We start from the raw sequence: 23549 nt of genomic DNA, 5'->3' as shown, positions 1-23549 counted from the left end.
AATGGACCATCCTTTTTATTCATCTGCTGCGGGCATTGCCATATAACTCATCCATAGCAGCCAGCATTCTGCTTATATTATGCTCTGTCGTATCTACACCTACACTCGCCCGAACAGCACCACTCTCTATCGTGTCAACCGCCTTATGTGCTAAAGGGGTACAATGCATGCCCGCTCTAACCGCTATTTTATAATCACGATCTAGGCGATGAGCGATATTTGCTGACTCTTCTCCATCCACTACAAACGATACAATACCGGTTCTTGGCGCCCCTAGTGAGGGCCCTAATAGTCTAATGTTCGGGATATGGGACAACCCCTCCATCAGTCTTTGAGTTAACGCCCACTCTCTCTCATGAATAACGCTCGTCCCTAAAGATTGTACCTTTTGAACACCTGCTAGTAAACCGGCAATCCCTACCGTATTTTGCGTCCCCGCTTCATACCGATCTGGACGAACAGAGGGCTGTTCACTATTTTCAGATTGACTACCTGTCCCTCCATGCATTAAGGGTTCAAGATCCAAATCAGGTGATATATAAAGTCCGCCAGTTCCTTGTGGTCCAAGCAGCCCTTTATGCCCCGGAAATGCCAATAAGTCTATATTCATTTTTTCAACATCAATATCAAGTGAGCCTGCACTTTGAGCTGCATCCACTAGAAACACAGCACCATGCGATTTAACAATATCACCAATATCACCGATAGGGAGTATACTCCCTAGTAAATTAGAGCTGTGATTGCAGATCACCATTTTGGTATTCGGCTGGAAAGCATTTTTGAGTTCTTTTAAATCCAATTGCCCTTCACGATCCACTTTTAGATAATCAACTTTTATCCCTAGTGTCTTACGCAAGTATTCCAACGGCCGTCTCACAGAATTGTGTTCTGTCATCGTTGAAATCACGTGATCTCCCGCTTTAAGCGTCCCTCTGATCGCCATATTCAAACTCATCGTAGTATTATGGGTAAAAGCTATATCTTGCGCATTAGATACACCGAACAATCCCGCCAGCACACTCCGTGTCCTTACTAACACTCGACCGCTTCCTATCGCTAGCGAGTAATTACCTCTACCAGCATTTGCTCCTGACTGCAGAGCATTCATCATCGCAGCTGCAACCTCTGGTGGTTTAGGCCAGGAAGTAGCTGCATGATCCAGATATACGAAGTCTTCCATAACCTCGCTCCTCGTCTATTACCCTTTTTTAATCAACTTATTCAAAAAAACATACCCCTAATTATCCGATTAAGGATATCTCAGGATATGTTCTTGGCATAGATACCCATTTAGTTACCCAATAATTCCAACAATCTTTCTAAATCCTGAGCACTGTAGTAATTCAGTTCAATCTTCCCTTTTTCCTTACCCTGTTTAATTTTCACCGTTGTTTTAAAACGTTCACGCAATACTTCCTCTACATTATCAATATAGGGATCACGTTTAACAACTTTGACTTTAACTCCATTAGTAGGTTTTCGGTCCAAGTTCTTCACTGTTTCTTCTAACTCTCTTACACTCCACTGTTGTTCCACGCATTGTTCGGCCAGTTGTTTAATTACTTCTGGATCCTTTAAAGCAACAATTGCCCGCGCATGCCCCATTGACATTGTTCCACGTGAAACATATTCTTTTACTTCTTCAGGTAAAGAAAGCAATCTCAGGAAGTTGGCGATATGAGATCTGGACTTTCCTACCTTAAGCGAGAGTTCTTCCTGCGTGAGTGAAAACTGATCCATTAAGCCTTGGTAAGCCACTGCAATTTCCATTGCATTTAGGTTCTCACGTTGCAAGTTCTCGATTAATGCAATCTCCATGACTTGCTGATCACTAAGATTTCTAACGACTGCTGGAATTGTAGCTTTGCCACAATACTGCGAGGCACGGAATCTGCGTTCGCCGGCAATGATCTCATACCCCTTCAATACGCTACGAACAATGATCGGCTGAATCACGCCATGTTGTCTGATAGATTCTGCCAGTTCTTGAATGGCCTCTTCATTAAAATCTTTACGTGGTTGATATGGATTAGCACGTAGTTGAGCTAAGGGAATCTCAACTACCTTATCATCTTCATTAATAGATAAAGATGGAATCAGCGCATCCAGACCTTTTCCTAAACGTTTACTCATAAGAAATCACTTCCTTTGCCAACTCTAAATACACTTCCGCTCCTTTAGAGCGAGGATCATAAGTGATAATGGATTGTCCATGTGAAGGCGCTTCACTTAACCGGACATTCCGAGGAATAATCGTTCTATATACTTTCTCTTGGAAATACTTCTTAACCTCTTCTATCACCTGGATTCCCAGATTGGTCCGGGCATCAAGCATAGTCAATAATACTCCCTCTATCTTCAGATGCGGGTTGAGATTCTTTTGCACCAGACGAACGGTGTTTAAGAGCTGACTCAAACCCTCAAGTGCATAATATTCACACTGGATCGGGATGATTACCGAATCCGCTGCCGTAAGAGAATTGATTGTTAAAATGCCAAGTGAAGGAGGACAATCGATGATAATATAATCATAATTGTTTTTAACCGCATTCAGCGCCTTTTTTAGCTTTAGCTCTCTGGAAATCGTCGATACTAACTCGATTTCCGCACCCGCTAATTGAATGGTCGCCGGAATGATATGCAGTCCTTCATTTTGAGTTTCCAGTATGGTTTCTAGAGGATTTACCTCATTTATAAGAATGTCATATATACAATTCGCCACGTCCGCCTTGTTGACGCCAACGCCGCTAGTAGTGTTACCTTGAGGATCGATATCAACTAGAAGCACTCTTTTTCCTAATGTAGCCATACCGGCACCTAGGTTCACGGAGGTTGTTGTTTTACCGACACCGCCTTTTTGATTTGCTATGGCAATAATCTTGGACACTTATTTCACCTCGAATAGTTAGGAAGAATCTTCTCGTAGATCGCAAGTACAAATGTTCCTGACGCTGAGATAGCGTCACACTTTATGAAGAATATAGACAACTATTATATACTGGAACTTTAAATTACAGGCCTGGCCAACACATCCCGGTTCTAGCCACACCAAAGGCGGCCAATCACCTCAAGGCCGCCTTTAGCTTTTGAAACAATTTATCTTTTGGGGATTTGGATTACAATCTCGTAATGGTCACCACGGTCATTTTCTGACGTTTTGATTTCCATCCCTGAGCCTGACACCATATCAATAGATTGACGAATTGTATTAAGAGCTAGACGAACATCCTTGGTATAGGAGACCCGCTTTGATTTTTTAGTTTGTGAGACTTGTTTGTAGAAAGCAATACGAGCTTCTGTTTGTTTAACATTTAAGCCTTTTGAAATGATTTCTGCCAACACTTTCAGTTGCATCTCCACACTATCGAGTGATAATAATGAACGTGCATGTCTTTCAGAAATCTGACGCTCCATTAACGCCGTCTTAACCTCTTCAGGTAAATTAAGTAAGCGAATTTTATTAGCTATGGTAGACTGACTTTTACCTAGTCGTTGTGCTAAGCTTTCTTGCGTCAATTGATGAAGATCAATTAACTTTTGATAAGCAACAGCTTCTTCAATAGAGGTCAAGCCCTCACGCTGTAAGTTTTCTATAAGCGCAATAGATGCGGCTTGTGAATCATTGAATTCACGAACAATGGCTGGAATCGTCTCTAAACCAAGCTTTTTGACCGCACGCCAGCGTCGTTCACCTGCGATGATCTCGTACACGGAATCTCGCATGCGTACAACTATGGGTTGAATGACCCCATGAGTTTTAATCGTCTGGCACAACTCATCGATCTTGTCGTCATCGAATATCGTCCGTGGTTGGTAAGGACTGCTAATGACCTCATGAACTGGTATTTGTTTAATTTCTTCTCCGCTGCTCCGCTCGGTAAATCCAAATAGCTTGGTAAATTGTTCTTTCATTCCGTTCATAACCACCTAATTTCGTTATAGTACGATCTTCTTGACCTTCTTCTCGGAAAGCGTATCGTACAGCAATAAAAAACATTCTGATATTATGAAATGGCCTGCAGCTATCAGGCATCATAATCTCTCCTTCTTTCGAACAAGAGTACAGAGAAGGAGTTATATACAAAATTAAAAGTCTACTATGCTATTCTATCACTTTTCTCTACATAATCATATTCTCCGTAAAGACCTATTTTTCCTGCATTTTCATAATGATAGCCGCTTAATAAACATATCATTTTAGTTTATCTTTTAATTAACGTTCATTTAAGATCGTTATCGCAATTCCACTCAAAAAAGGTCATCCTCTAAAAAGAAGATGACCTTAAATATATTTGCTAATCTATAATGTTTCACGTGAAACATTATTTGATAAGTGGTGTTTTGGCAGGAATTCCCGCTTTTCGTGGGTACTTAGCAGGAGTTGCACCTGTCTTACGAATAATGACAATATGTCGCGCCGACTCTTCCACAGGCAAGCTGAACGACTCTACTTTACCAAGTTGAGCACGAAGCTCTTTTAAGCTGTACTTCGCCTCACTTAATTCTTCTGATGGATCGCTTCCCTTCATGGCAGCGAAAACTCCATCCTTACGTGTGAAAGGAAGACAAAACTCATTCAACAAGGATAATCTTGCCACCGCACGCGCAGTCACCAAATCATAGGCGTCACGATACTTGAATTGCCGGGCAATATCCTCCGCACGCCCATGAATCAATTGCACATCAGTTAATTTCAACGTAGTACAGACATGCTGCAGAAAAGAGATTCTTTTACTTAATGAATCAATGATCGTAAGTTTCAAATGTGGAAAACAAATCTTAAGCGGAATGCCTGGAAACCCGGCTCCCGAACCGATATCTGCCAAATTGTTTATCTCATTGATATTAAGGAAAAAGGCTAGAGAGATCGAATCATAAAAATGTTTCGTGTAAACCTGCTCACGCTCTGTTATTCCAGTGAGATTCATTTTTTCATTCCAGGATACGAGTTCCTTATAGTAAAGATCGAATTGCTCCAATTGTTCTGCTGTAAGTGTAATGCCTCTTTCTTGTAAAAGCTGTGTGAATTGAACTTCCGTATTATCCATAGATTATCCTTTCGCCGCGGTTACCCGGTTGTAATGCTCGAGATATACGAGGAGAATAGAAATGTCCGCAGGTGTGACTCCCGCAATCCGAGAGGCCTGCCCGATAGAGATTGGACGGATCTTAGTCAGCTTCTGCCGCGCTTCCATCGCTAATCCATGGATTTCATTATAATTAATGTCATCTGGAATTTTCTTCTTCTCCATCTTTTGCAAGCGCTCCACATGTTGAAGCTGTTTTTCAATATATCCGGCATATTTAATTTGGATTTCAACTTGTTCCTTCATTTCTGCATCGAGCAGCTCCGGTGATGGAGAGACTTGATCTACGAAGCTATATACAAGCTCTGGACGACGCATCAGAACAAGCAAATTGCTGCCGTCTACAATAGGTGCCGATTCATATTGTGCTAGTACATGATTTACCTCAACAGGTTTAACCTTTGTCTCTTGCAGACGAACAATTTCACGCTCCACCCGTTCTTTTTTATCCGTGAAGTTATCAAATCGTTCCTTTGTGATCAAACCAATATCGTAACCAATAGGTGTAAGTCTTAGATCTGCATTGTCATGGCGAAGCAACAACCGATATTCTGCACGTGAAGTAAGCAGACGGTAAGGTTCATTAGTGCCTTTAGTCACCAGATCATCAATGAGCACACCAATGTATCCCTGTGAACGATCTAAGATTACGGGTTCTTTGTCTTGCACTTTGCGCGCTGCATTAATTCCAGCCATTACACCTTGTCCAGCGGCTTCTTCATAACCGGAAGTACCATTGATTTGTCCAGCTGTGAAAAGACCTGGTAGACGTTTAGTTTCAAGAGATGGCCATAGCTGTGTAGGAACCATTGCATCATATTCAATAGCATATCCGTTACGCATCATTTCTACCTTTTCCATACCAGGGATGGAACGCAGAATCGCCAGCTGTACATCCTCAGGAAGACTAGTCGACAGACCTTGTACATAGTATTCCGATGTATTTTTTCCTTCTGGCTCTAAAAAGATCTGATGCTTAGATTTATCACTAAATCTTACTACTTTATCTTCAATAGATGGACAATAACGTGGACCTGTTCCTTCAATAATACCCGTAAACATCGGCGCACGATGAAGGTTGTCATTAATAATCTGATGAGTAACCTCAGAGGTATAAGTTAACCAACAAGGAAGCTGTTCATTGTTGGATGATTTCGTTTCAAACGAAAAGAATTTAGGCTCATCGTCGCCGGGTTGAATTTCTGTCTTCGAGAAATCGATCGTATCGCGATGTACACGTGGTGGTGTACCTGTCTTAAAACGCACCAATTCAAAACCAAGCTCCCGCAAATTCTCAGACAGCTTCACTGATGGCTGCTGATTATTAGGTCCACTCTCATATGTCAGTTCACCCATGATCACTTTACCACGCAGGTAAGTACCTGTAGTCAGGATAACTGTCTTACTATGGTATTCTGTTCCTGTCTTCGTAACTACACCTGCACAACGTCCATCCTCAACGATTAAACGCTCAACCATCCCTTGACGAAGCGTCAAATTAGGCGTTTTCTCCATCGTTTCCTTCATTGTATGTTGGTACAAGAACTTATCAGCTTGTGCACGCAATGCATGTACCGCAGGTCCCTTCCCTGTGTTAAGCATACGAAGCTGAATAAAAGTCTTATCTATATTACGGCCCATTTCTCCGCCTAGCGCATCAATCTCACGCACCACATGTCCTTTGGCAGGTCCGCCTATGGACGGATTGCAGGGCATGAATGCAACCATATCCAGGTTAATTGTGATCATCAACGTGCTGCAGCCCATTCGTGCTGACGCTAGAGCTGCTTCGCAACCGGCATGACCGGCGCCAATGACGATTACGTCATAGTTGCCTCCATCATAACTCATGTCCTGTTTCCCCCTAAATGTTATATTAAAATGTAAAACCTATTTTCCTAAACAAAATTGTGAGAATATTTGATCTAACAACGAATCCGCTGCCGTATCGCCAATAATTTCACCGAGTTGTTCCCATGCTAGCCGTACATCAATTTGAATCATATCAATTGGAATATACTGTTCCGCCGCATCGTATGCATCCTGTAGTGATTTATAGGCTTTTTTAAGCAGTGCAATATGTCTCACATTACTTACATATGTCAAGTCACCCGATTCCAGCTTTCCACCAAAAAAGAGTGTCGAAATGGCATCTTCAAGTTTGTCTAGACCTTCCTCTTCCAGAACAGACATCGGTACGATGTTGGACTCCTCAAAGAACGAGAGCAACTTATCCTTATCCAGTTTGGGCGGTAAGTCCATTTTATTCATGATGACTAGGCATTGTCTACCGTGGATTTGTTCCATCAATGCCAATTCGTCCTCATGCAGCTCTTCGTTAGCATTTAGCACAAGTAGAATCAGATCCGCATCACTAACTGCCGCCTTGGAACGTTCTACGCCAATCTTCTCCACTACGTCCATCGTTTCACGAATTCCCGCCGTATCAAGCAGCTTAAGCGGAATGTTGTTTATCGTTATATATTCTTCGATGACATCACGTGTTGTTCCAGGAATATCTGTTACAATCGCTTTGTTATCACGTGCTAACGCGTTTAATAAAGAAGATTTACCAACATTGGGACGACCAACTATAGCTGTCGTTATCCCCTCACGAAGAATTTTTCCTTCATTAGAAGTCTTAAGAAGCTTTGTGATTCCTTCCATCACTTCACTGCTTTTATCTTTAATAAATTCAGCTGTCATGGATTCTACATCATGCTCTGGATAATCTATATTCACTTCGATATGGGCCAGCATCTCAATAAGTGTATGGCGCAAAGCATGAATTCGATCCGACAAGGATCCACTAACCTGCTTTAAAGCCACAGAAAACGCACGATCCGACTTCGAACGAATGAGATCAATAACCGCCTCAGCCTGTGATAAATCAATACGTCCACCCAAGAAAGCACGCTTGGTGAACTCACCCGGCTCGGCTAACCTTATCTCCTGCTGAAGAAGTAAATCCATCACCCTTCTTACAGAAATTACACCCCCATGAGCACTGATCTCTACTACATCCTCGGTCGTAAAAGAACGTGGGCCCTTCATTACGGTTACAAGTACTTCTTCCATCTTCTCTCCGTTATCCGGACTAACGATATGCCCATAATGAACGGTATGCGATTCCGCTTCAGTTAACGGAACTCGGCTACGAAACAAAGGCGCCACTTGGGAAATAGCCTGAGGGCCACTTACCCGAATAATAGCAATTCCTCCCTCGCCTAATGCCGTCGATACGGCAGCAATGGTGTCACTAAGCATGCTGTTTTTCACCCCAAAACCTATATTTTTTTGATCATAAACGGTCTTATATTGTTAAAAAAGCAATGACCCCTTACATTGGTCAAGGAGTCATTGCATCATATAGTCTTTACTTCAAAGTTATAACGACGCGGCGATTTGGCTCTTCGCCCTTACTAAGGGTATTCACTTGCCGATGATCCTGTAATCTGGAGTGAATAATTTTCCGTTCCTGAGGTGACATCGGTTCCAGTACTACCTCTTTACGAGTCCGAATGACACGACTGGCTAAACGATCAGCCAGCTCTTCGAGAGTTTTTTTACGCCGCTCACGGAAGTTCTCCGCATCTAGCACAAGCCGTATAAAACTGTCGGAGTAACGATTAGCTACGATATTAGCCAAATACTGCAGAGCATCGAGAGTTTGTCCTCTTCTACCAATCAAAAGTCCCAAATCTGGACCTGATATCTGCAGAATCGTGGATTCCTTAGTGTGGACGATTTCGACTTCCACTTCGAGCCCCATGCTCTTAGCGACATCCACAATGAAATGAACGGCTTCTTGGTAAGCTTCCTCCACCGGTTGTCCGGAATCTTGGCGTGGCACACCGCCGTTAGCCTCCTGTTTGCTCTCTCTTGTTGACTGCTGAGGCAGTGACGGAGCACTCGCCGCTGATGCCGGTGCGGCTTCGGCTATCAAGGTTAACTCAACCTTGGCACCTTTCGCACCGATCAATCCCAGGAATCCTCTTGATGGCTGCTCAAGTACGTTGACCGTTACCCGGTCCTTTTGAACTCCAAGCTGGGTTAGTCCCCGTTCTACAGCTTCTTCAATGGTTTTCCCTGTTGCGACGACTTTGCTCATTTTGACTTTTTGGCTCCCTTCGATGCTTTACTGCCGCCTTTGCTCTTCACAGCAGTTGAGTCATCTGTACTTTTCACAGCACTTGCGATTGCCAATTTATGTTTATCGTTGTTGCGATATAAGAAATAGTTCTGAACAATAGTGTAAATGTTACTGTAAACCCAGTATAGCGGCAATGCTGCTGGGAAGTTGTAGGACATAACGAAAATCAGAACTGGATAGATCATCATCATGAACTGCATTGGCCCTTGTTGTTGCATCGGGTTCATTTTAGTCATCATTCTAGTTTGTATAAATGTTGTTAATGCTGCAAGCACTGGTAAGATAAACAGATGATCCGGCTTACCTAGCTCCAGCCATAAGAAGGAGTGCTCCCGTAGATGTGGATTATAGTAGATCGAGTTGTAGAGAGCGATAAAGATAGGCATTTGTACGATCAGCGGTAAACAACCCGCCATTGGATTAACCTTATTCTCTTGGAACAAACGCATCGTTTCTTGCTGCACCTTTTCAGGTGTGTCTTTATATTTTTTCTGGATCTTTTGGAGTTCCGGTTGAATGGCTTGCATTGCCCGCGAGCTCTTCACCTGTTTAATCGTAAGCGGAAGAATCAACGTGCGGACAATAATAACCATCACAAGTACGGCTAAACCATATTCTCCGTTAAACCAATCAGCAAACTTGTCCAAGGCAATGGCGAAATAATACACTACATTACTTTGCCAGAAGCCTCCATTCTTTAAATCCTCCGTAGTGTGCGTAACAGCAGCTGACGGAGCGCATCCCGACAGAACAGCTAACGACAACACCATCACTGTGATGAGGAGAAACCATTTTCCCCGTCTAGTCTTCATTAGAGACACTTCAAAACCCCTCTCTTGAACATTCCATTCCACCGTAAATCATACCATAATTATGAATACAAATAAACAAGCCTCTTATGCGTCCTTTATTTGCGGGAAGCCTTGAGTAGCTTGGCTTTGCGCAGTACATGCAGCACGCTTTTTTCGAGCTCTGCGTATTCCATGGAAAGCGCTCCTTTTCTTACGATAAACACCATATCGAGTCCACCTGCAATTTCAGGTTCATGATGACGGACGATTTCCTTCACCAATCTTCTCATTCGGTTACGGACAACCGCGTTTCCAACCTTCTTACTGACCGATACCCCAACTCTAAATCGCTCTACCTCTTTTTTGCTAAACCAATACACTACAAATTGATGATTCGCAAATGACTTCCCATGGCGATATACACGACTGAAGTCGGCACGGTTTCGTAATCGTAACTTTTTGTGCACGGGAATCTCCTTCATAAATCCGGTTAAAAGTATCCTTCCGAATTTTTTTCTTCTAATAGTATAGTCATTTGGATGTCGCCATAAACGACCGCGACTACAACGCCGAAATTTCCCTTCTATATTATAGAAAGAAAAATATTCTCAACTTCTCACAAAATAATTCTGTATATACGTTAAATAGCCCCGCAAAGTGTAGCTAGCGCATTAAGCGAGATCCTAGTCGTTTGCAGAGCAAATAATAATAAAAAGCAGTAAAAAAAGACCACCGGAGTGGTCCCTTAGTGGCCTAACTTACGCACTCAAAACTTTTCTGCCTTTCAAGCGGCGAGCTGCCAGCACTTTACGGCCGTTTTTCGTGCTCATTCTTTTACGGAAACCGTGAACCTTCTTGCGTTTGCTCACATTTGGTCTAAATGTCGGTCTCATAATTGCACCTCCCTTACAGGAACTTAATTACTGTCATATAAGCAGAAACGGTCTAAGCCGTCCTTATAGTAGGGACAGTATCTACATGAATCATCATTTAATTATCGAGACATATCCTTACAGAAAACACCTTTATATATTTAAACATATTTTATGCGCAAAAGTCAACCTACTGCTGGCTCCAGACCCTCCCTCTAATTCAAGCCGCTTATCCACAACTCCCATTAGAAAAAAAGTAATCCACAAGATATGACAGTTATCCACCTGTGATCAAAAAATAAAGTCGACTACTCACAGATGAGCACAACCTGTGTATAAAATTATCGAAGCTTTGGCGTAAAGTGTCGAACCGTAAACAAATTATCAACAATATGTAGTGGTGTTCCTAATAATTGTACACAAGTGCTTGAATTTGTGGATAAAATAGCCCTGCTCATTGAAAAATAAGGGGCGTTTTGCTATGATGGTATTACTTTTGAATGTGAATAGATTTGTTTGTTCTCTTAATTATCAACAAGCTGTGGATAAAGTTGTGAACAAATCAAATTTATCCATATTTTTTTGTCTCTTCATATTGCCTACTGGGGATAAATATCAGCACCAACCTATTTTCTTCGACATTTCCACTTCATGGCTGATGCCACATTTGGAAGATTTAAAGGAGTGACAGTCTGTGGACAGCCATACTTCCGAATTATGGCAGCAAATTTTATCGATTATTCAAACCAAATTAAGCAAGCCGAGCTTTGATACCTGGTTTAAGGCTACTAAAGCGATAACCTTCAACTCCCAGGTTCTCATTATCTCGGCACCTACAACGTTCGCAGTAGAATGGCTGGAAAGTCGCTACACCAAACTAGTAGGAGCAACGGTCTACGAAGTCACTGGGAAACAAGTGGATGTAAAATTCGTGATTGAAGAAAGCAAGCCGCCTGAGCTTGTGGTTCAACAATCCGCTCCCACTCCCGTAGTATCACGAGAAGAAGCGCAAACGCATCTACTCAATCCCAAGTACACTTTTGACACTTTTGTAATCGGCTCCGGTAACCGTTTTGCGCATGCGGCCTCACTGGCAGTAGCCGAAGCGCCGGCCAAAGCATACAATCCCTTGTTTTTATATGGTGGTGTAGGTCTGGGCAAAACCCATTTAATGCATGCCATTGGGCACTATGTTCTAGAACATAACCCGAATAACAAGGTTATTTACATCTCATCAGAGAAATTCACGAATGAATTTATCAATTCAATCCGTGATAACCGCGGTGAAAGCTTCCGCAATAAGTATCGTAACGTTGACATTTTGCTTATTGACGATATTCAATTCCTCGCTGGAAAAGAGTCCACGCAGGAGGAGTTTTTTCATACGTTCAATGCGCTCCACGAAGAACGCAAGCAAATTATCATCTCCAGCGACCGACCGCCAAAGGAAATTCCCACACTGGAAGAACGGCTACGTTCCCGGTTCGAGTGGGGCTTGATTACGGATATTCAACCACCCGATCTAGAAACCCGAATTGCGATTTTGCGCAAAAAGGCGAAGGCAGAGAACCTTGATATCCCTAATGAGGCCATGATGTATATTGCTAACCAGATTGACACCAATATTCGTGAGCTGGAGGGTGCATTAATCCGGGTTGTTGCTTACTCTTCGCTAACTAACCAGGATGTAACCACTCATTTGGCAGCTGAAGCACTCAAGGATATTATTCCTTCCAGCCGGCCTAAGATGATTACCATCGCTGATATTCAGCAAAAAGTCGGTGAATACTACAATTTACGCCTTGAAGACTTCAAAGCGCGAAAACGTACGAAAGCCGTAGCTTTTCCACGTCAAATCGCAATGTATCTCTCCCGTGAACTAACCGATTATTCGCTCCCTAAGATTGGTGAGGCATTCGGAGGACGTGACCATACGACCGTAATTCATGCGCATGACAAAATTACACAGTCATTAAAGGTCGATCAGGAGTTGTACAAAGTGGTAAATAATCTTGCGGAGAAAATTAAAAATCCTTCCTAAGAGGAACAAAGAGCCTATACACAATCTATACACATGTGGGTAGGCTTAATTTTATGCTATTTGATAGGGTTATCCACATATTAGACGCCCCTACTACTAATACTATTAAATAACTATAATAATTCATCATGTAAAGACGCGTAATAAAGAGATACCAATACAACGAAATTCCCAATTTTTCAGCTAGGAGTGAAATCATGAAAATAAGCATTCTTAAAAATGAACTCAACGAATCCATTCAACACGTATCCAAAGCTATATCCAGTAGAACAACAATCCCTATTCTGACCGGTATTAAGCTGGAAGTTAGCCATCAAGGCGTGACATTAACTGCAAGCGACACCGATATTTCGATTCAATCGTTTATACCAGCAGAGAATGACAGCCATACGATCGTGAAGATAGATCAGCCAGGAAGTGTTGTTCTTCCCGCTAAATTTTTCGTCGAAATTATTAAGAAGCTGCCCTCCAAAGAGATTCACATGGAAGTTAAAGAAGGATTCCAAACGTATATTTCTTCTGGATCCACTGAGATTCAGATCGTAGGTTTAGACCCTGAAGAATTCCCGGTGCTACCGAGTATTGAGGAGAACGATACGATCTCCCTGCCAGGTGATTTGCTGAAAAATATGATTAAACAAACCGCTTTTTCTATTTCTACCCAAGAGACAACTCCGATTTTAACAGGTATACTGTGGAATCTGGCTGATAATGAGTTTAAGTTTACAGCGACAGACCGTCACCGCTTAGCTACAAGAGCAGCAAGATTAGAAGGTACGGAGAATGTCCAATTTGCAAATATCGTAATCGCCGGTAAAACTCTTAATGAGCTAAGCAAGATTATTCCTGATCAAAATATGCTCGTTGATATTGTGGTTGCGGACAATCAAGTTCTCTTTAAAATCGACAAAGTACTGTTCTATTCACGGATCCTTGATGGAATTTATCCGGATACTTCTAGAATTATTCCAACAACCTACAAAACAGAACTAACTTTGGACACAAAAAAATTAAGCGAATCGATTGATCGTGCTTATTTGCTGTCCCGTGAAGAAAAAACCAATATTGTGCGCATGCAGACGCTTGAGCAAGGCGGTATTGAAATTTCATCTAGCTCTTCTGAGCTTGGTAAAGTTCGCGAAGAACTTGAAGTCATTGATTTCAAAGGTGAACCGCTCAAAATATCTTTCAACTCCAAATATATGCTCGATGTCTTAAAAGTTATTGAGAGTGAGCAGCTTGTAATAGCATTTACAGGAATGATGAGTCCGATCATTTTGAAGCCACTCGATCAAACCAATAGCTTGTATATTATTTTGCCTTACCGTACAACAAATTAATGCCAACATTCATGAACATGTGGATAAGTGGCTGAAAGGATAAAAACCATGAAAAAAATACTTATCCACAGTGGATATATTAAGCTGGATCAATTCCTGAAACTTTCTGATTGTGTATCCACAGGTGGAATGGCTAAAGCTTTGCTGCAAGAAGGACATGTACTTGTTAACGGAGAAGTAGAGGAACGGCGCGGAAGAAAACTTTATCCGGGTGATCAAATTGAAGTGCAGGATAACGGCACATTTCAGGTTGAAGGCGGAGGAGTCAAAGAGGAGTAGGCTAGGGGAGGAACCATTTCGTGTTTGTTAAAAATATCGGTCTGCAGCATTATCGGAATTACGGGCTGCTGCGTCTGGAGAGCTTGGGCGATGTGAATCTGATTCTGGGTCAGAACGCCCAAGGCAAAACAAACCTCATGGAGGCATTGTTCGTCCTGGCGATGACCAAAAGCCACCGCACCTCGAAGGATCGCGAACTTATCTCATTTGATGCCCCTGGAGACGCTGCTCAGATCATTGCCGAGGTAGAACGTAAGTACGGCGATCTCAAGCTAGAGCTCACCCTATCTGCCAAAGGTAAAAAAGCTAAGATTAACGGTTTAGAACAGCGACGTCTTAGTGAGTTTGTGGGATCACTCAATGTGGTCATGTTTGCACCGGAAGATTTAGAGATAGTCAAAGGCACACCTGGCATCAGACGGCGTTTTCTCGATATGGAGATTGGCCAAGTCCAGCCCAGTTATCTATTTCACCTCCAGCAGTATCAAAAAATTCTCTTACAAAGAGGCAATTTGCTGAAGCAGTTGTGGGGGAAAGAGGCAGCGGGAAAAGACCTTTTGGAAATTTGGGATGCTCAACTTGTGGAGCATGGTGTTAAAATCGTCAAAAAAAGGAAACAATTCATAAAGAAGCTGCAAATATGGGCTGAAAGCATACACCGGGGGATTACGAACGGCGGAGAAGAACTGAAATTGCTCTATGTCCCCTCTTTCGGCGATCGGGATGAGGAAGATGAAGCTGTCTTATTAGACAATTTTATGTTAAAGTTATCACAAACGAGAGAACAAGAAATCAGGCGCGGCATGACGCTGACGGGTCCCCATCGGGATGACCTGTCCTTTTTTATCAACGGAAGGGAAGCCCAGGTCTACGGTTCTCAGGGACAGCAGCGTACAACGGCTTTATCGCTCAAGCTGGCGGAAATCGAGCTGATCCATGAAGAAATCGGAGAATATCCTGTGCTGCTTCTTGATGATGTTTTATCCGAACTTGATCCTTACCGACAGACCCAGCTTATTGAAACCTTTCAAAGCAAGGTACAGACATTCATTACCGCTACCGGGATTGAGGGTCTGAATGCCGATAAATTAAAGGGCGCCAGCCTATATCATGTTCATGATGGAAAAGTGGAGTTATAAAGAGCGGAGGAAGATCATGTATATTCATTTGGGCGGGGAGAAGATTATTCGCTCTTCGGAGTTAATTGCAATATTTGATATTTCGATTGAGAAATCTTCCAAGGTGTCTAAGCAATTCGTCATTCACTCTGAGCAGGACAAGAAGCTTGAGCGGATTGGTGAAGAGGAAGCAAAATCTATTGTCGTAACTAAAAATATCGTGTATTACTCCCCCATTTCCTCCTCCACTCTCAAAAAAAGAGCCAAAATTTTGCTCGAAATATAACTTGCGTTTAGTAACAAAGAGATAATCTGAAAGAAGTAGGTGAAGGCATGTCAATGAATCAACCGACATATGATGAGAGCCAGATTCAGGTACTGGAAGGGCTAGAAGCTGTCCGGAAACGTCCGGGCATGTATATTGGTTCCACTAGTTCTAAAGGTCTCCATCACTTGGTGTGGGAGGTCGTAGATAATAGTATCGATGAAGCCCTAGCAGGTTATTGTGACCGGATTCAAGTGATTATTCATGAGGATAACGGGATTACTGTTATCGATAATGGACGTGGCATACCTGTAGGTGAAAATGAAAAACTTAAAAAGTCGACGCTTGAAGTTGTAATGACAGTACTGCATGCAGGCGGTAAATTCGGCGGCGGCGGATATAAAGTATCAGGCGGCTTACACGGTGTGGGTATCTCCGTAGTAAATGCCTTGTCTGAGAAGGTTGTTGTTAATGTTAAGCGTGATGGGCATATTTATCAGCAGGAATACAGACGTGGTGCACCACAGTATGAGATCAAAGTTGTTGGAGATACGGAAGAGACAGGTACGACTACAACTTTTCATCCGGACCCTGAAATCTTTACTGAAACCACGGTCTTTGAATATGCGACACTGCTTACTCGTATTCGGGAGCTAGCTTTTCTTAACAAAGGAATTGAGCTTTCACTGCATGATGAGCGGACCGATGTCACCAACGTGTTCAAATATGAGGGTGGTATCGTTGAATATGTGAAATATCTGAATGAGAAAAAAGAAGCGCTGCACGAGGAACCAATCTACGTGGAAGGCTCACGGGATATGATTCAGGTTGAAGTAGCTCTCCAATATAATGATTCGTATACAGAGAACATCTACTCTTTTGCGAATAATATTAATACCCATGAGGGCGGAACGCATGAATCCGGCTTCAAAAGTGCTCTAACACGTATTATCAACGATTACGCCCGTAAAGCGGGTGTGCTGAAGGATGGTAATTCAAATCTGACTGGCGACGACGTGCGTGAAGGATTGACAGCCATTATTTCTGTCAAAATTCCAGAGCCTCAGTTCGAAGGTCAAACGAAGACTAAGCTCGGAAATAGTGAAGTCCGTGGAATAGTAGAATCACTGTTCGGAGAGAAATTGCAGGAATTCCTGGAAGAGAATCCGGCAGTATCACGCCGTGTCCTTGAGAAGTCGCTTTCAGCTTCACGTGCACGAGAAGCCGCTCGTAAGGCTCGTGAGTTAACCCGCCGTAAGAGTGCGCTTGAAGTCAGTGCACTACCTGGTAAACTTGCGGACTGTTCATCCAAGGATGCGTCTATCAGCGAACTGTATATCGTCGAAGGTGACTCTGCGGGTGGATCGGCCAAGCAGGGCCGGGATCGTCATTTCCAAGCGATTCTACCGCTGCGTGGTAAGATTCTAAACGTAGAAAAGGCACGCTTAGACCGTATTTTATCCAACGCCGAGATCCGGGCTATTATTACTGCTCTTGGTACAGGAATCAGTGATGATTTTGACCTATCGAAGGCTCGTTACCATAAAGTCGTTATTATGACGGATGCCGACGTCGATGGAGCTCATATTAGAACTCTGTTGTTAACATTCTTCTACCGTTACATGCGGAAGCTAGTAGATGCAGGTTATATCTATATCGCACAACCGCCATTGTTTAAGATAGAACGCAACAAAGTGATCCGTTATGCAGGTAGCGAGAAGGAACGCGATGAGATTATCGCCTCTTTTGGTGAGAATGTTAAGGTCAATGTTCAGCGCTACAAAGGTTTGGGTGAAATGAATGCTACCCAGCTGTGGGACACGACGATGGATCCTGAGGCTCGTATGATGCTACAAGTAACGATTGAAGATGCGATGCTCGCTGATAGTATCTTTGATACGCTGATGGGCGATAATGTTGAACCAAGACGTGACTTTATCCATGAGCATGCGAAGAGCGTCAGATACCTTGATGTGTAACAATTACATTCAAGCATAAAAACCTCCGGCTTCTGTTCCTAACGGAATGAGAATGCTGGAGGTTTTTTTGGTTTCAGAGCTGATTTTTTAGGCTTTAGTATAATGCCTATTGCGGGTAGTATATGGGGATTTTCTAGCTTTTACACGTCCGTATGCTACAGCATAGCGGTGTATTCTACGATAGATAGATTTATCAGGAAATAACTTGAATACAACAATGGATGGAAGCGTGTTGACCTCAAGCAGCCACATATCCATATGTTGATCCATGGCAATATCCAGACCAATTTCTTTAATTCCTGGATAGGTGGTTTCCAATTGGCCTGCAATTTGTACCCCTAAAGATTTTAATTGATTAATCGTGGAGAGTGTTTCAGAAGGGTTCATATGATTTTTTAATAATGTATTTACTGACAGAATACTGCCTCCACTATGATAATTGGTGACGATTTTCTGAGGGGCAGCTACCCTTCCGAGCATTCCTGTTGTTTCCCATGCACCTGATGGAGTCTTTTGGGCAAGAACTCGAAGGTCGAAGGGACGATCTTGGTGACGCAGGAGATCAATTCCTTTTTGGACGAGGTAGGTACGGTTCTGAATTCGTTTCTGTAAGGCCTCATGCAGCTCTTCGGGGGAGAAGAAAACTTCTGCCGTCTTTGCATATCTTAAAATATATAGGACCTGTGCTTCTTGCTGTTCTCTCTCCTCGTTATTGGCGGTGACAGTCATTTCAGTCTTCTGCTGGCTAGGGCTTAACATCACCGTACGCTGCTCAGCTCTCATTACACCAATACCAAAGCTTCCGCGATCAGGTTTTATATAGACCATGGCATATAACGCAAGCATTTCTTTAAGAACATTTAAATCATATTTACGAGTATCAGGCACATATAGAGATAGAGATTGATTTTGAAGGATAACTTTTGTTTTAGCCCATTTACTTGGGACTCGTTGAATCTTCATTATCTTCCTCCTTAACAATTTTGTGCAGCATTTGCTCTTTTGAATTCCCTTGTACAAAACTTGCTGTGGAAGCATAATCTTTGGCAGCTGAAAATCAGGACAAGCTACCTAAACAATGGTATAATATAAGGATATGGGGTTATGCCTTATCGAACGATACTAGGATAATAAAACCGTGTTTCTTGTCTTTACAGTCTATGTACTAAAGACATTTGCGGAAAGGGCGAATACCCTAATCAGCGCAAAAGAAATCAATATTAGAAGATAAAAGGCTATCATGTTTAATTGTGCTACTTTTGTGAAAGTAATATAATTAAGGGTAGCGGTTTTTTAACTGAAGGAGGTCCAGCAACTCATGGCTGAACAAAATAACCCACAAGTCAAAGATCGGGACATTGGCGTGGAAATGCGTGAATCCTTTATGGATTACGCAATGAGCATCATTGTTAGCCGGGCTTTGCCAGATGTGCGGGACGGACTCAAGCCGGTTCACCGACGCATTTTGTTTGCGATGTCGGAACTTGGAATGTCTGCGGATAAGCCTCATAAGAAATCGGCAAGAATCGTCGGTGAGGTTATCGGTAAGTACCACCCTCACGGTGACTCAGCCGTCTATAAAACAATGGTACGGATGGCTCAGGATTTCTCTATGCGCTATATGCTTGTGGACGGTCACGGGAACTTTGGTTCGATTGATGGTGATATGGCTGCAGCGATGCGTTATACAGAAGCCCGTCTTTCCAAGATTGCAGGCGAAATGCTTCGAGATTTGAACAAAGAAACAGTTGATTTCGCACCCAACTATGATGGTGAAGAGAATGAGCCAGTTGTATTACCAGCTCGCTATCCGAACCTGCTCGTTAATGGGGTATCTGGTATAGCTGTAGGTATGGCTACTAATATTCCACCGCATAACCTAGGTGAAGTTATCGATGGTGTGCAGGCGATGATTAAGAATCCTGATATCACACCTATGGAATTGATGGAGTATATCCAAGGCCCAGATTTCCCAACGGCTGGATATATTTTGGGTCGTGAGGGTATTCGTCAGGCTTATCGTACGGGGCGTGGTTCAGTGACCATGCGTGCAAAGGCAACGATTGAAGAGAATAACGGTAAGGCTCGCATCATTGTACATGAGCTGCCGTATCAGGTGAATAAGGCGAGACTGGTTGAGAAAATCGCAGAATTAGTACGTGAGAAACGGATCGAGGGTATAACGGATCTTCGAGATGAGTCTGACCGTAACGGTATGCGTGTAGTTGTCGAGATGAGACGTGATGTGAATCCAAATGTTGTGTTGAACAATCTATATAAACATACTTCTATGCAATCTACATTTGGTATCAACATGCTGGCCATCGTAAACAACGAGCCGAAAATTCTTAATCTGCGTGATGTGCTCTATCATTATTTGCAGCACCAGATTGAAGTTATTCGTCGTCGTACAATATTTGATCTTAAAAAAGCCGAAGCACGCGCTCATATTTTAGAAGGTCTGCGTATTGCGCTGGATCATCTGGATGAAGTGATTGCGTTAATTCGTGCTTCTCGGACAACGGACATAGCCCGTGAGGGATTAATGAGCACCTTTAGCCTTAGTGTAGAGCAGGCTCAAGCGATCCTCGATATGCGGATGCAGCGTCTGACCGGTCTGGAAAGAGAAAAGATCGAGAATGAATATAACGAATTGCTAGCTAAAATTGCAGAGTACCGTGAAATTTTGGCGAATGAGCATCTTGTACTGGAAATCATCAGTAACGAGCTGCAGGATATTCGTGATAGATATTCTGATGAACGCCGGACAGAGATTACCGTTGGTGAAGAAAGTATCCTGGATGAAGACCTTATTCCGCGTGAAGAGGTTGTTATCACTATTACACATACGGGATACATCAAACGTCTACCTGTCAGCACCTACCGCAGTCAGAAGCGTGGAGGGCGCGGAGTCATGGGGATGGACACCAAGGATCAGGACTTTGTGGAGCATCTCTTCGTGAGTAACTCTCATAACTATCTGATGTTCTTTACCGATAAGGGTAAGGTATACCGGATTAAAGCTTATGAGATCCCAGAGCTGGGACGTACAGCACGTGGGACACCAATCATCAACCTGATTCAAATTGAACAAGGTGAGAAGATTAGTGCCGTAATCCAAGTGGAAGAAACCGATAGTGACAAGTACTTGTTCTTTGCTACCCGCGAAGGTATCGTGAAGAAGACGCCGCTTGAGGATTACAATAACATCCGCAAAGGCGGACTTATCGCTATTAACCTTCGTGAAGAGGATTCTCTAATTGAGGTTAAGCTGACAGATGGACAGCAAAATCTTATTATCGGTACAGCTCGCGGAATGTCGATTACGTTCTCAGAGAATGATGTTCGTTCTATGGGTCGTAGCGCGACAGGCGTGAAGGGCATTACGCTTGATAGTAATGACCATGTCATCGGTATGGATTGTGTCGATAAGGAGCTTGAGGTTCTGATTGTTACTAGCAAGGGTTATGGTAAACGGACACCAGCCGGTGACTATCGTTCCCAGACTCGTGGTGGTAAAGGAATCAAGACCATTAATCTCACGGAGAAGAATGGCCCTGTAGTTGGTCTAAAAGTGGTTAAGAACGATGAAGACTTAATGATCATTACTACAAGCGGTACCTTGATTCGTACCAGCATGGATGGAATCTCTACTATGGGTCGTTATGCGCAAGGGGTTAAGCTAATTAACATCCGCGAGGATGATGCAGTGGCTACTCTGTGCAGAGCAGATAAGAACGAAGAAGACGAATTGTCTGAAGATATGGAAGGCCTCGAGGAACAAGTAACAGTAGATGAATCTGGTGATATTGATCAACCGGAAACAATCGCTGAGGATCAAGAAGATAATTTAGAGTAGGTTTTATTCAATAAAGAGCAAGGGCTTCTATTACAGAGACCCTTGCTCTTTTTGCTGTGATTAATTAATAGCCAGTTATTTAATGAAATTTAATGAGGATTTTTATAAGAATAGTTTTCATTTCACTAGTCGCTTCCTTTTATCCGTACTATAATTAGCCGATAGAGTATAAATCAGTATATAAAGTACTATTTTCTCAGAAATTATCTGTCATATTAGATTTCGGTAATCCTGAGCTTATTGTTATAGAAATTAAGGGGCTGAGTATATGCCAAGTGTATTGGCTGGAGAAGTTAAAGCGGGCTCAAAGATAACCAAAGATGTAATTACACCTTTGGGGGGAATTTTGTTCACCAAGGGAAAGATACTACTCCCCCGTGATCTAGAAATTTTAGAAGCTTTTTTGGTTGGGCAAGTGGAGATCGAAGGTGTTCAGGGAGAGGCCAACTCTGATGCTGTCAAAAAAAACGCCAAGCAGACAGCACTTAAAGCTGGAGCGATTATAAATGAATCGATGCTGATCAAGAACAATTCCCCACTACATGATGAATATGAAAAAATGATCGCACTTATTAGGAACAGCTATCGTTCGGTAACGGCAGCCTCACTTCCTATTTTTGAGTTGCGGAGTCAATTAGAGTTACTAATTAGTCATTTGAAGGATTATCATGTGTTGAAGTTTTCTCCACGTACGCTAAAAGACGAGGATTACAACTATCACAATGCCGTACTGTCCGCGTTAACATCATATAAGATCGCTCAGTGGTGCGGGTATCCGCAAAAGGATTGGATGCAGATCGCTTTTGCCGGATTGCTACATGACATCGGAAACGCAAAAGTAGATAGTTCTCTTTTACATAAGCCGGAGTCACTTAATAGTGCTGAAATAGAAGAGGTTCGCAGACATACTACATATGGCTATCAATTGTTGCGTAATGTTACAGCGATTAATGAAGGGGTAAGACTAACAGCATTGCAGCATCATGAGAAGGTTGACGGGTCTGGATACCCACTTAAGCTAGAAGGTAGCCAGATTCACTTTTACGCTAAAGTAGTTGCGGTAGCAGATATATTCCATGCTATGACCCTAGAAAGGGCCTATAGAAAAGCACAGTCTCCTTATCTAGTGTTAGAGCAGATAATGACAGAAAGCTTCGGTAAGCTCGACCCAGTCGTTGTACAGACCTTTATACAGAAGAGTACCGATTTGTTTAATGGAACCAGAATACGTCTGAGCGATGGACGTCATGGAGAGATCATATTTACTGACCGTGCTAATCCAACACGTCCTATGATTAAGGTAGAGGGTACGATTGTGAACCTAATGTTGGAGCGAGAATTGTATATTCAGGAGATCATTGCTTAGAGAAGAAAGTATTAAGAGACTGTATAAATGAGACTGTGCTAAAAGGTATATACCAATATATAAAGGGAGATTAATAGCACAGTCTCTTATTTATAGATTATATTAAAAAAAGTGTTGCAATGAATCTCTATACATGATATATTCTATTTCTGGCCGAGAAACACACATGCCGAGCTCGAAAAAGAAGTTAAAAAAAGAGCTTGACATTAAACGGCCGAACATGATATAGTATAAGAGTTGCTGCTGAGACATTAAACGGCGCCAACGAGAACTTGATCTTTGAAAACTGAACAACGAGTGAGTAGGAAATCACGAAAGTGAAATCCAAAATTAGAGAATTAATTTTCTCGTCAGATGTTTCAAAATGAGCATATCGCTCTTTTCAATACTAATTGGAGA

The 23549-nt window shown here is 42.5% G+C and carries 20 protein-coding genes; 8 read left to right on the top strand and 12 right to left on the bottom strand.

Translation table 11 applies throughout. The features are described 5' to 3' along the window. Positions 1–19 precede the first annotated feature (19 nt). The 11 genes from ACQKMP_RS15390 to rpmH all read right to left on the bottom strand — a co-directional run bounded on the left by ACQKMP_RS15390 (position 20) and on the right by rpmH (position 10924). A complete protein-coding gene (locus tag ACQKMP_RS15390) occupies positions 20–1180 on the bottom strand; it encodes an aminotransferase class V-fold PLP-dependent enzyme (protein ID WP_427469782.1) in 1161 nt (386 codons plus the stop codon). Between the two features lie 110 nt (positions 1181–1290). Then, the gene (locus tag ACQKMP_RS15385; RefSeq protein WP_042193054.1) at positions 1291–2133 is read right to left on the bottom strand and encodes a ParB/RepB/Spo0J family partition protein; all 843 of its coding nucleotides are present in this window, start codon (positions 2131–2133) and stop codon (positions 1291–1293) included. Further along, on the bottom strand, positions 2126–2887 hold the full coding sequence (locus ACQKMP_RS15380; protein ID WP_042131728.1) for a ParA family protein: 762 nt from the start codon (positions 2885–2887) through the stop codon (positions 2126–2128). The genes ACQKMP_RS15385 and ACQKMP_RS15380 overlap by 8 nt, the downstream gene beginning before the upstream one ends. 209 nt (positions 2888–3096) lie before the next feature. Next, positions 3097–3912 carry a nucleoid occlusion protein gene (noc, locus tag ACQKMP_RS15375; protein ID WP_076285062.1) on the bottom strand — a complete coding sequence of 272 codons (816 nt, stop codon included), beginning with the start codon at positions 3910–3912 and terminating at the stop codon, positions 3097–3099. Between the two features lie 410 nt (positions 3913–4322). Further along, positions 4323–5048, bottom strand: a complete 726-nt coding sequence (gene rsmG, locus ACQKMP_RS15370; protein WP_339244160.1) for a 16S rRNA (guanine(527)-N(7))-methyltransferase RsmG — start codon at positions 5046–5048, stop codon at positions 4323–4325. A 3-nt stretch (positions 5049–5051) separates the two neighbouring features. Then, positions 5052–6938, bottom strand: a complete 1887-nt coding sequence (mnmG, locus tag ACQKMP_RS15365; RefSeq protein WP_339268040.1) for a tRNA uridine-5-carboxymethylaminomethyl(34) synthesis enzyme MnmG — start codon at positions 6936–6938, stop codon at positions 5052–5054. 39 nt (positions 6939–6977) lie between these two features. Further along, positions 6978–8354 carry a tRNA uridine-5-carboxymethylaminomethyl(34) synthesis GTPase MnmE gene (gene mnmE / locus ACQKMP_RS15360; protein WP_042193063.1) on the bottom strand — a complete coding sequence of 459 codons (1377 nt, stop codon included), beginning with the start codon at positions 8352–8354 and terminating at the stop codon, positions 6978–6980. A gap of 109 nt (positions 8355–8463) precedes the next feature. Further along, a complete protein-coding gene (gene jag, locus ACQKMP_RS15355) occupies positions 8464–9198 on the bottom strand; it encodes an RNA-binding cell elongation regulator Jag/EloR (RefSeq protein ID WP_042193066.1) in 735 nt (244 codons plus the stop codon). Next, positions 9195–10061 (bottom strand): YidC/Oxa1 family membrane protein insertase, encoded by an 867-nt coding sequence (locus ACQKMP_RS15350; protein ID WP_042193068.1) that lies wholly within the window; start codon positions 10059–10061, stop codon positions 9195–9197. The genes jag and ACQKMP_RS15350 overlap by 4 nt, the downstream gene beginning before the upstream one ends. A gap of 86 nt (positions 10062–10147) precedes the next feature. Then, on the bottom strand, positions 10148–10498 hold the full coding sequence (gene rnpA / locus ACQKMP_RS15345; RefSeq protein ID WP_042193070.1) for a ribonuclease P protein component: 351 nt from the start codon (positions 10496–10498) through the stop codon (positions 10148–10150). A 291-nt stretch (positions 10499–10789) separates the two neighbouring features. Further along, entirely contained in the window at positions 10790–10924 is a 135-nt protein-coding gene (gene rpmH, locus ACQKMP_RS15340; RefSeq protein ID WP_039295761.1) for a 50S ribosomal protein L34, read from the bottom strand. Between the two features lie 673 nt (positions 10925–11597). Here rpmH and dnaA point away from each other — a divergent pair. From dnaA to gyrB, 6 genes are all read left to right on the top strand, one after another. Further along, complete coding sequence (dnaA, locus tag ACQKMP_RS15335; RefSeq protein WP_042183777.1) at positions 11598–12944, top strand: chromosomal replication initiator protein DnaA; 1347 nt, start codon at positions 11598–11600, stop codon at positions 12942–12944. A 197-nt stretch (positions 12945–13141) separates the two neighbouring features. After that, positions 13142–14284 (top strand): DNA polymerase III subunit beta, encoded by a 1143-nt coding sequence (gene dnaN, locus ACQKMP_RS15330; protein WP_042123045.1) that lies wholly within the window; start codon positions 13142–13144, stop codon positions 14282–14284. Between the two features lie 48 nt (positions 14285–14332). Next, positions 14333–14563: a S4 domain-containing protein YaaA gene (yaaA, locus tag ACQKMP_RS15325; RefSeq protein WP_042123047.1), complete on the top strand. Its 231-nt coding sequence runs from the start codon at positions 14333–14335 to the stop codon at positions 14561–14563. A 20-nt stretch (positions 14564–14583) separates the two neighbouring features. Then, positions 14584–15702 carry a DNA replication/repair protein RecF gene (gene recF / locus ACQKMP_RS15320; RefSeq protein ID WP_042123050.1) on the top strand — a complete coding sequence of 373 codons (1119 nt, stop codon included), beginning with the start codon at positions 14584–14586 and terminating at the stop codon, positions 15700–15702. A 16-nt stretch (positions 15703–15718) separates the two neighbouring features. Continuing rightward, complete coding sequence (remB, locus tag ACQKMP_RS15315) at positions 15719–15967, top strand: extracellular matrix regulator RemB (protein ID WP_036677731.1); 249 nt, start codon at positions 15719–15721, stop codon at positions 15965–15967. A gap of 47 nt (positions 15968–16014) precedes the next feature. Beyond that, the gene (gene gyrB / locus ACQKMP_RS15310; protein WP_042183779.1) at positions 16015–17925 is read left to right on the top strand and encodes a DNA topoisomerase (ATP-hydrolyzing) subunit B; all 1911 of its coding nucleotides are present in this window, start codon (positions 16015–16017) and stop codon (positions 17923–17925) included. An 87-nt stretch (positions 17926–18012) separates the two neighbouring features. On the opposite strand, the gene ACQKMP_RS15305 is transcribed toward gyrB, so the two are convergent. Further along, a complete protein-coding gene (locus tag ACQKMP_RS15305; protein ID WP_042183781.1) occupies positions 18013–18888 on the bottom strand; it encodes a YheC/YheD family protein in 876 nt (291 codons plus the stop codon). Between the two features lie 355 nt (positions 18889–19243). Between ACQKMP_RS15305 and gyrA the strand changes: the two genes are divergently transcribed. Then, positions 19244–21784 (top strand): DNA gyrase subunit A, encoded by a 2541-nt coding sequence (gene gyrA, locus ACQKMP_RS15300; protein WP_427469774.1) that lies wholly within the window; start codon positions 19244–19246, stop codon positions 21782–21784. 268 nt (positions 21785–22052) lie between these two features. Further along, complete coding sequence (locus tag ACQKMP_RS15295) at positions 22053–23150, top strand: HD-GYP domain-containing protein (RefSeq protein ID WP_042183786.1); 1098 nt, start codon at positions 22053–22055, stop codon at positions 23148–23150. The last annotated feature ends 399 nt before the right edge of the window (positions 23151–23549 follow it).

Origin of the sequence: Paenibacillus sp. NPDC101420, assembly GCF_050277435.1 — a bacterium.
GTDB lineage: Bacteria > Bacillota > Bacilli > Paenibacillales > Paenibacillaceae > Paenibacillus_AQ.
This window is presented reverse-complemented; position numbering and strand designations above follow the sequence as displayed.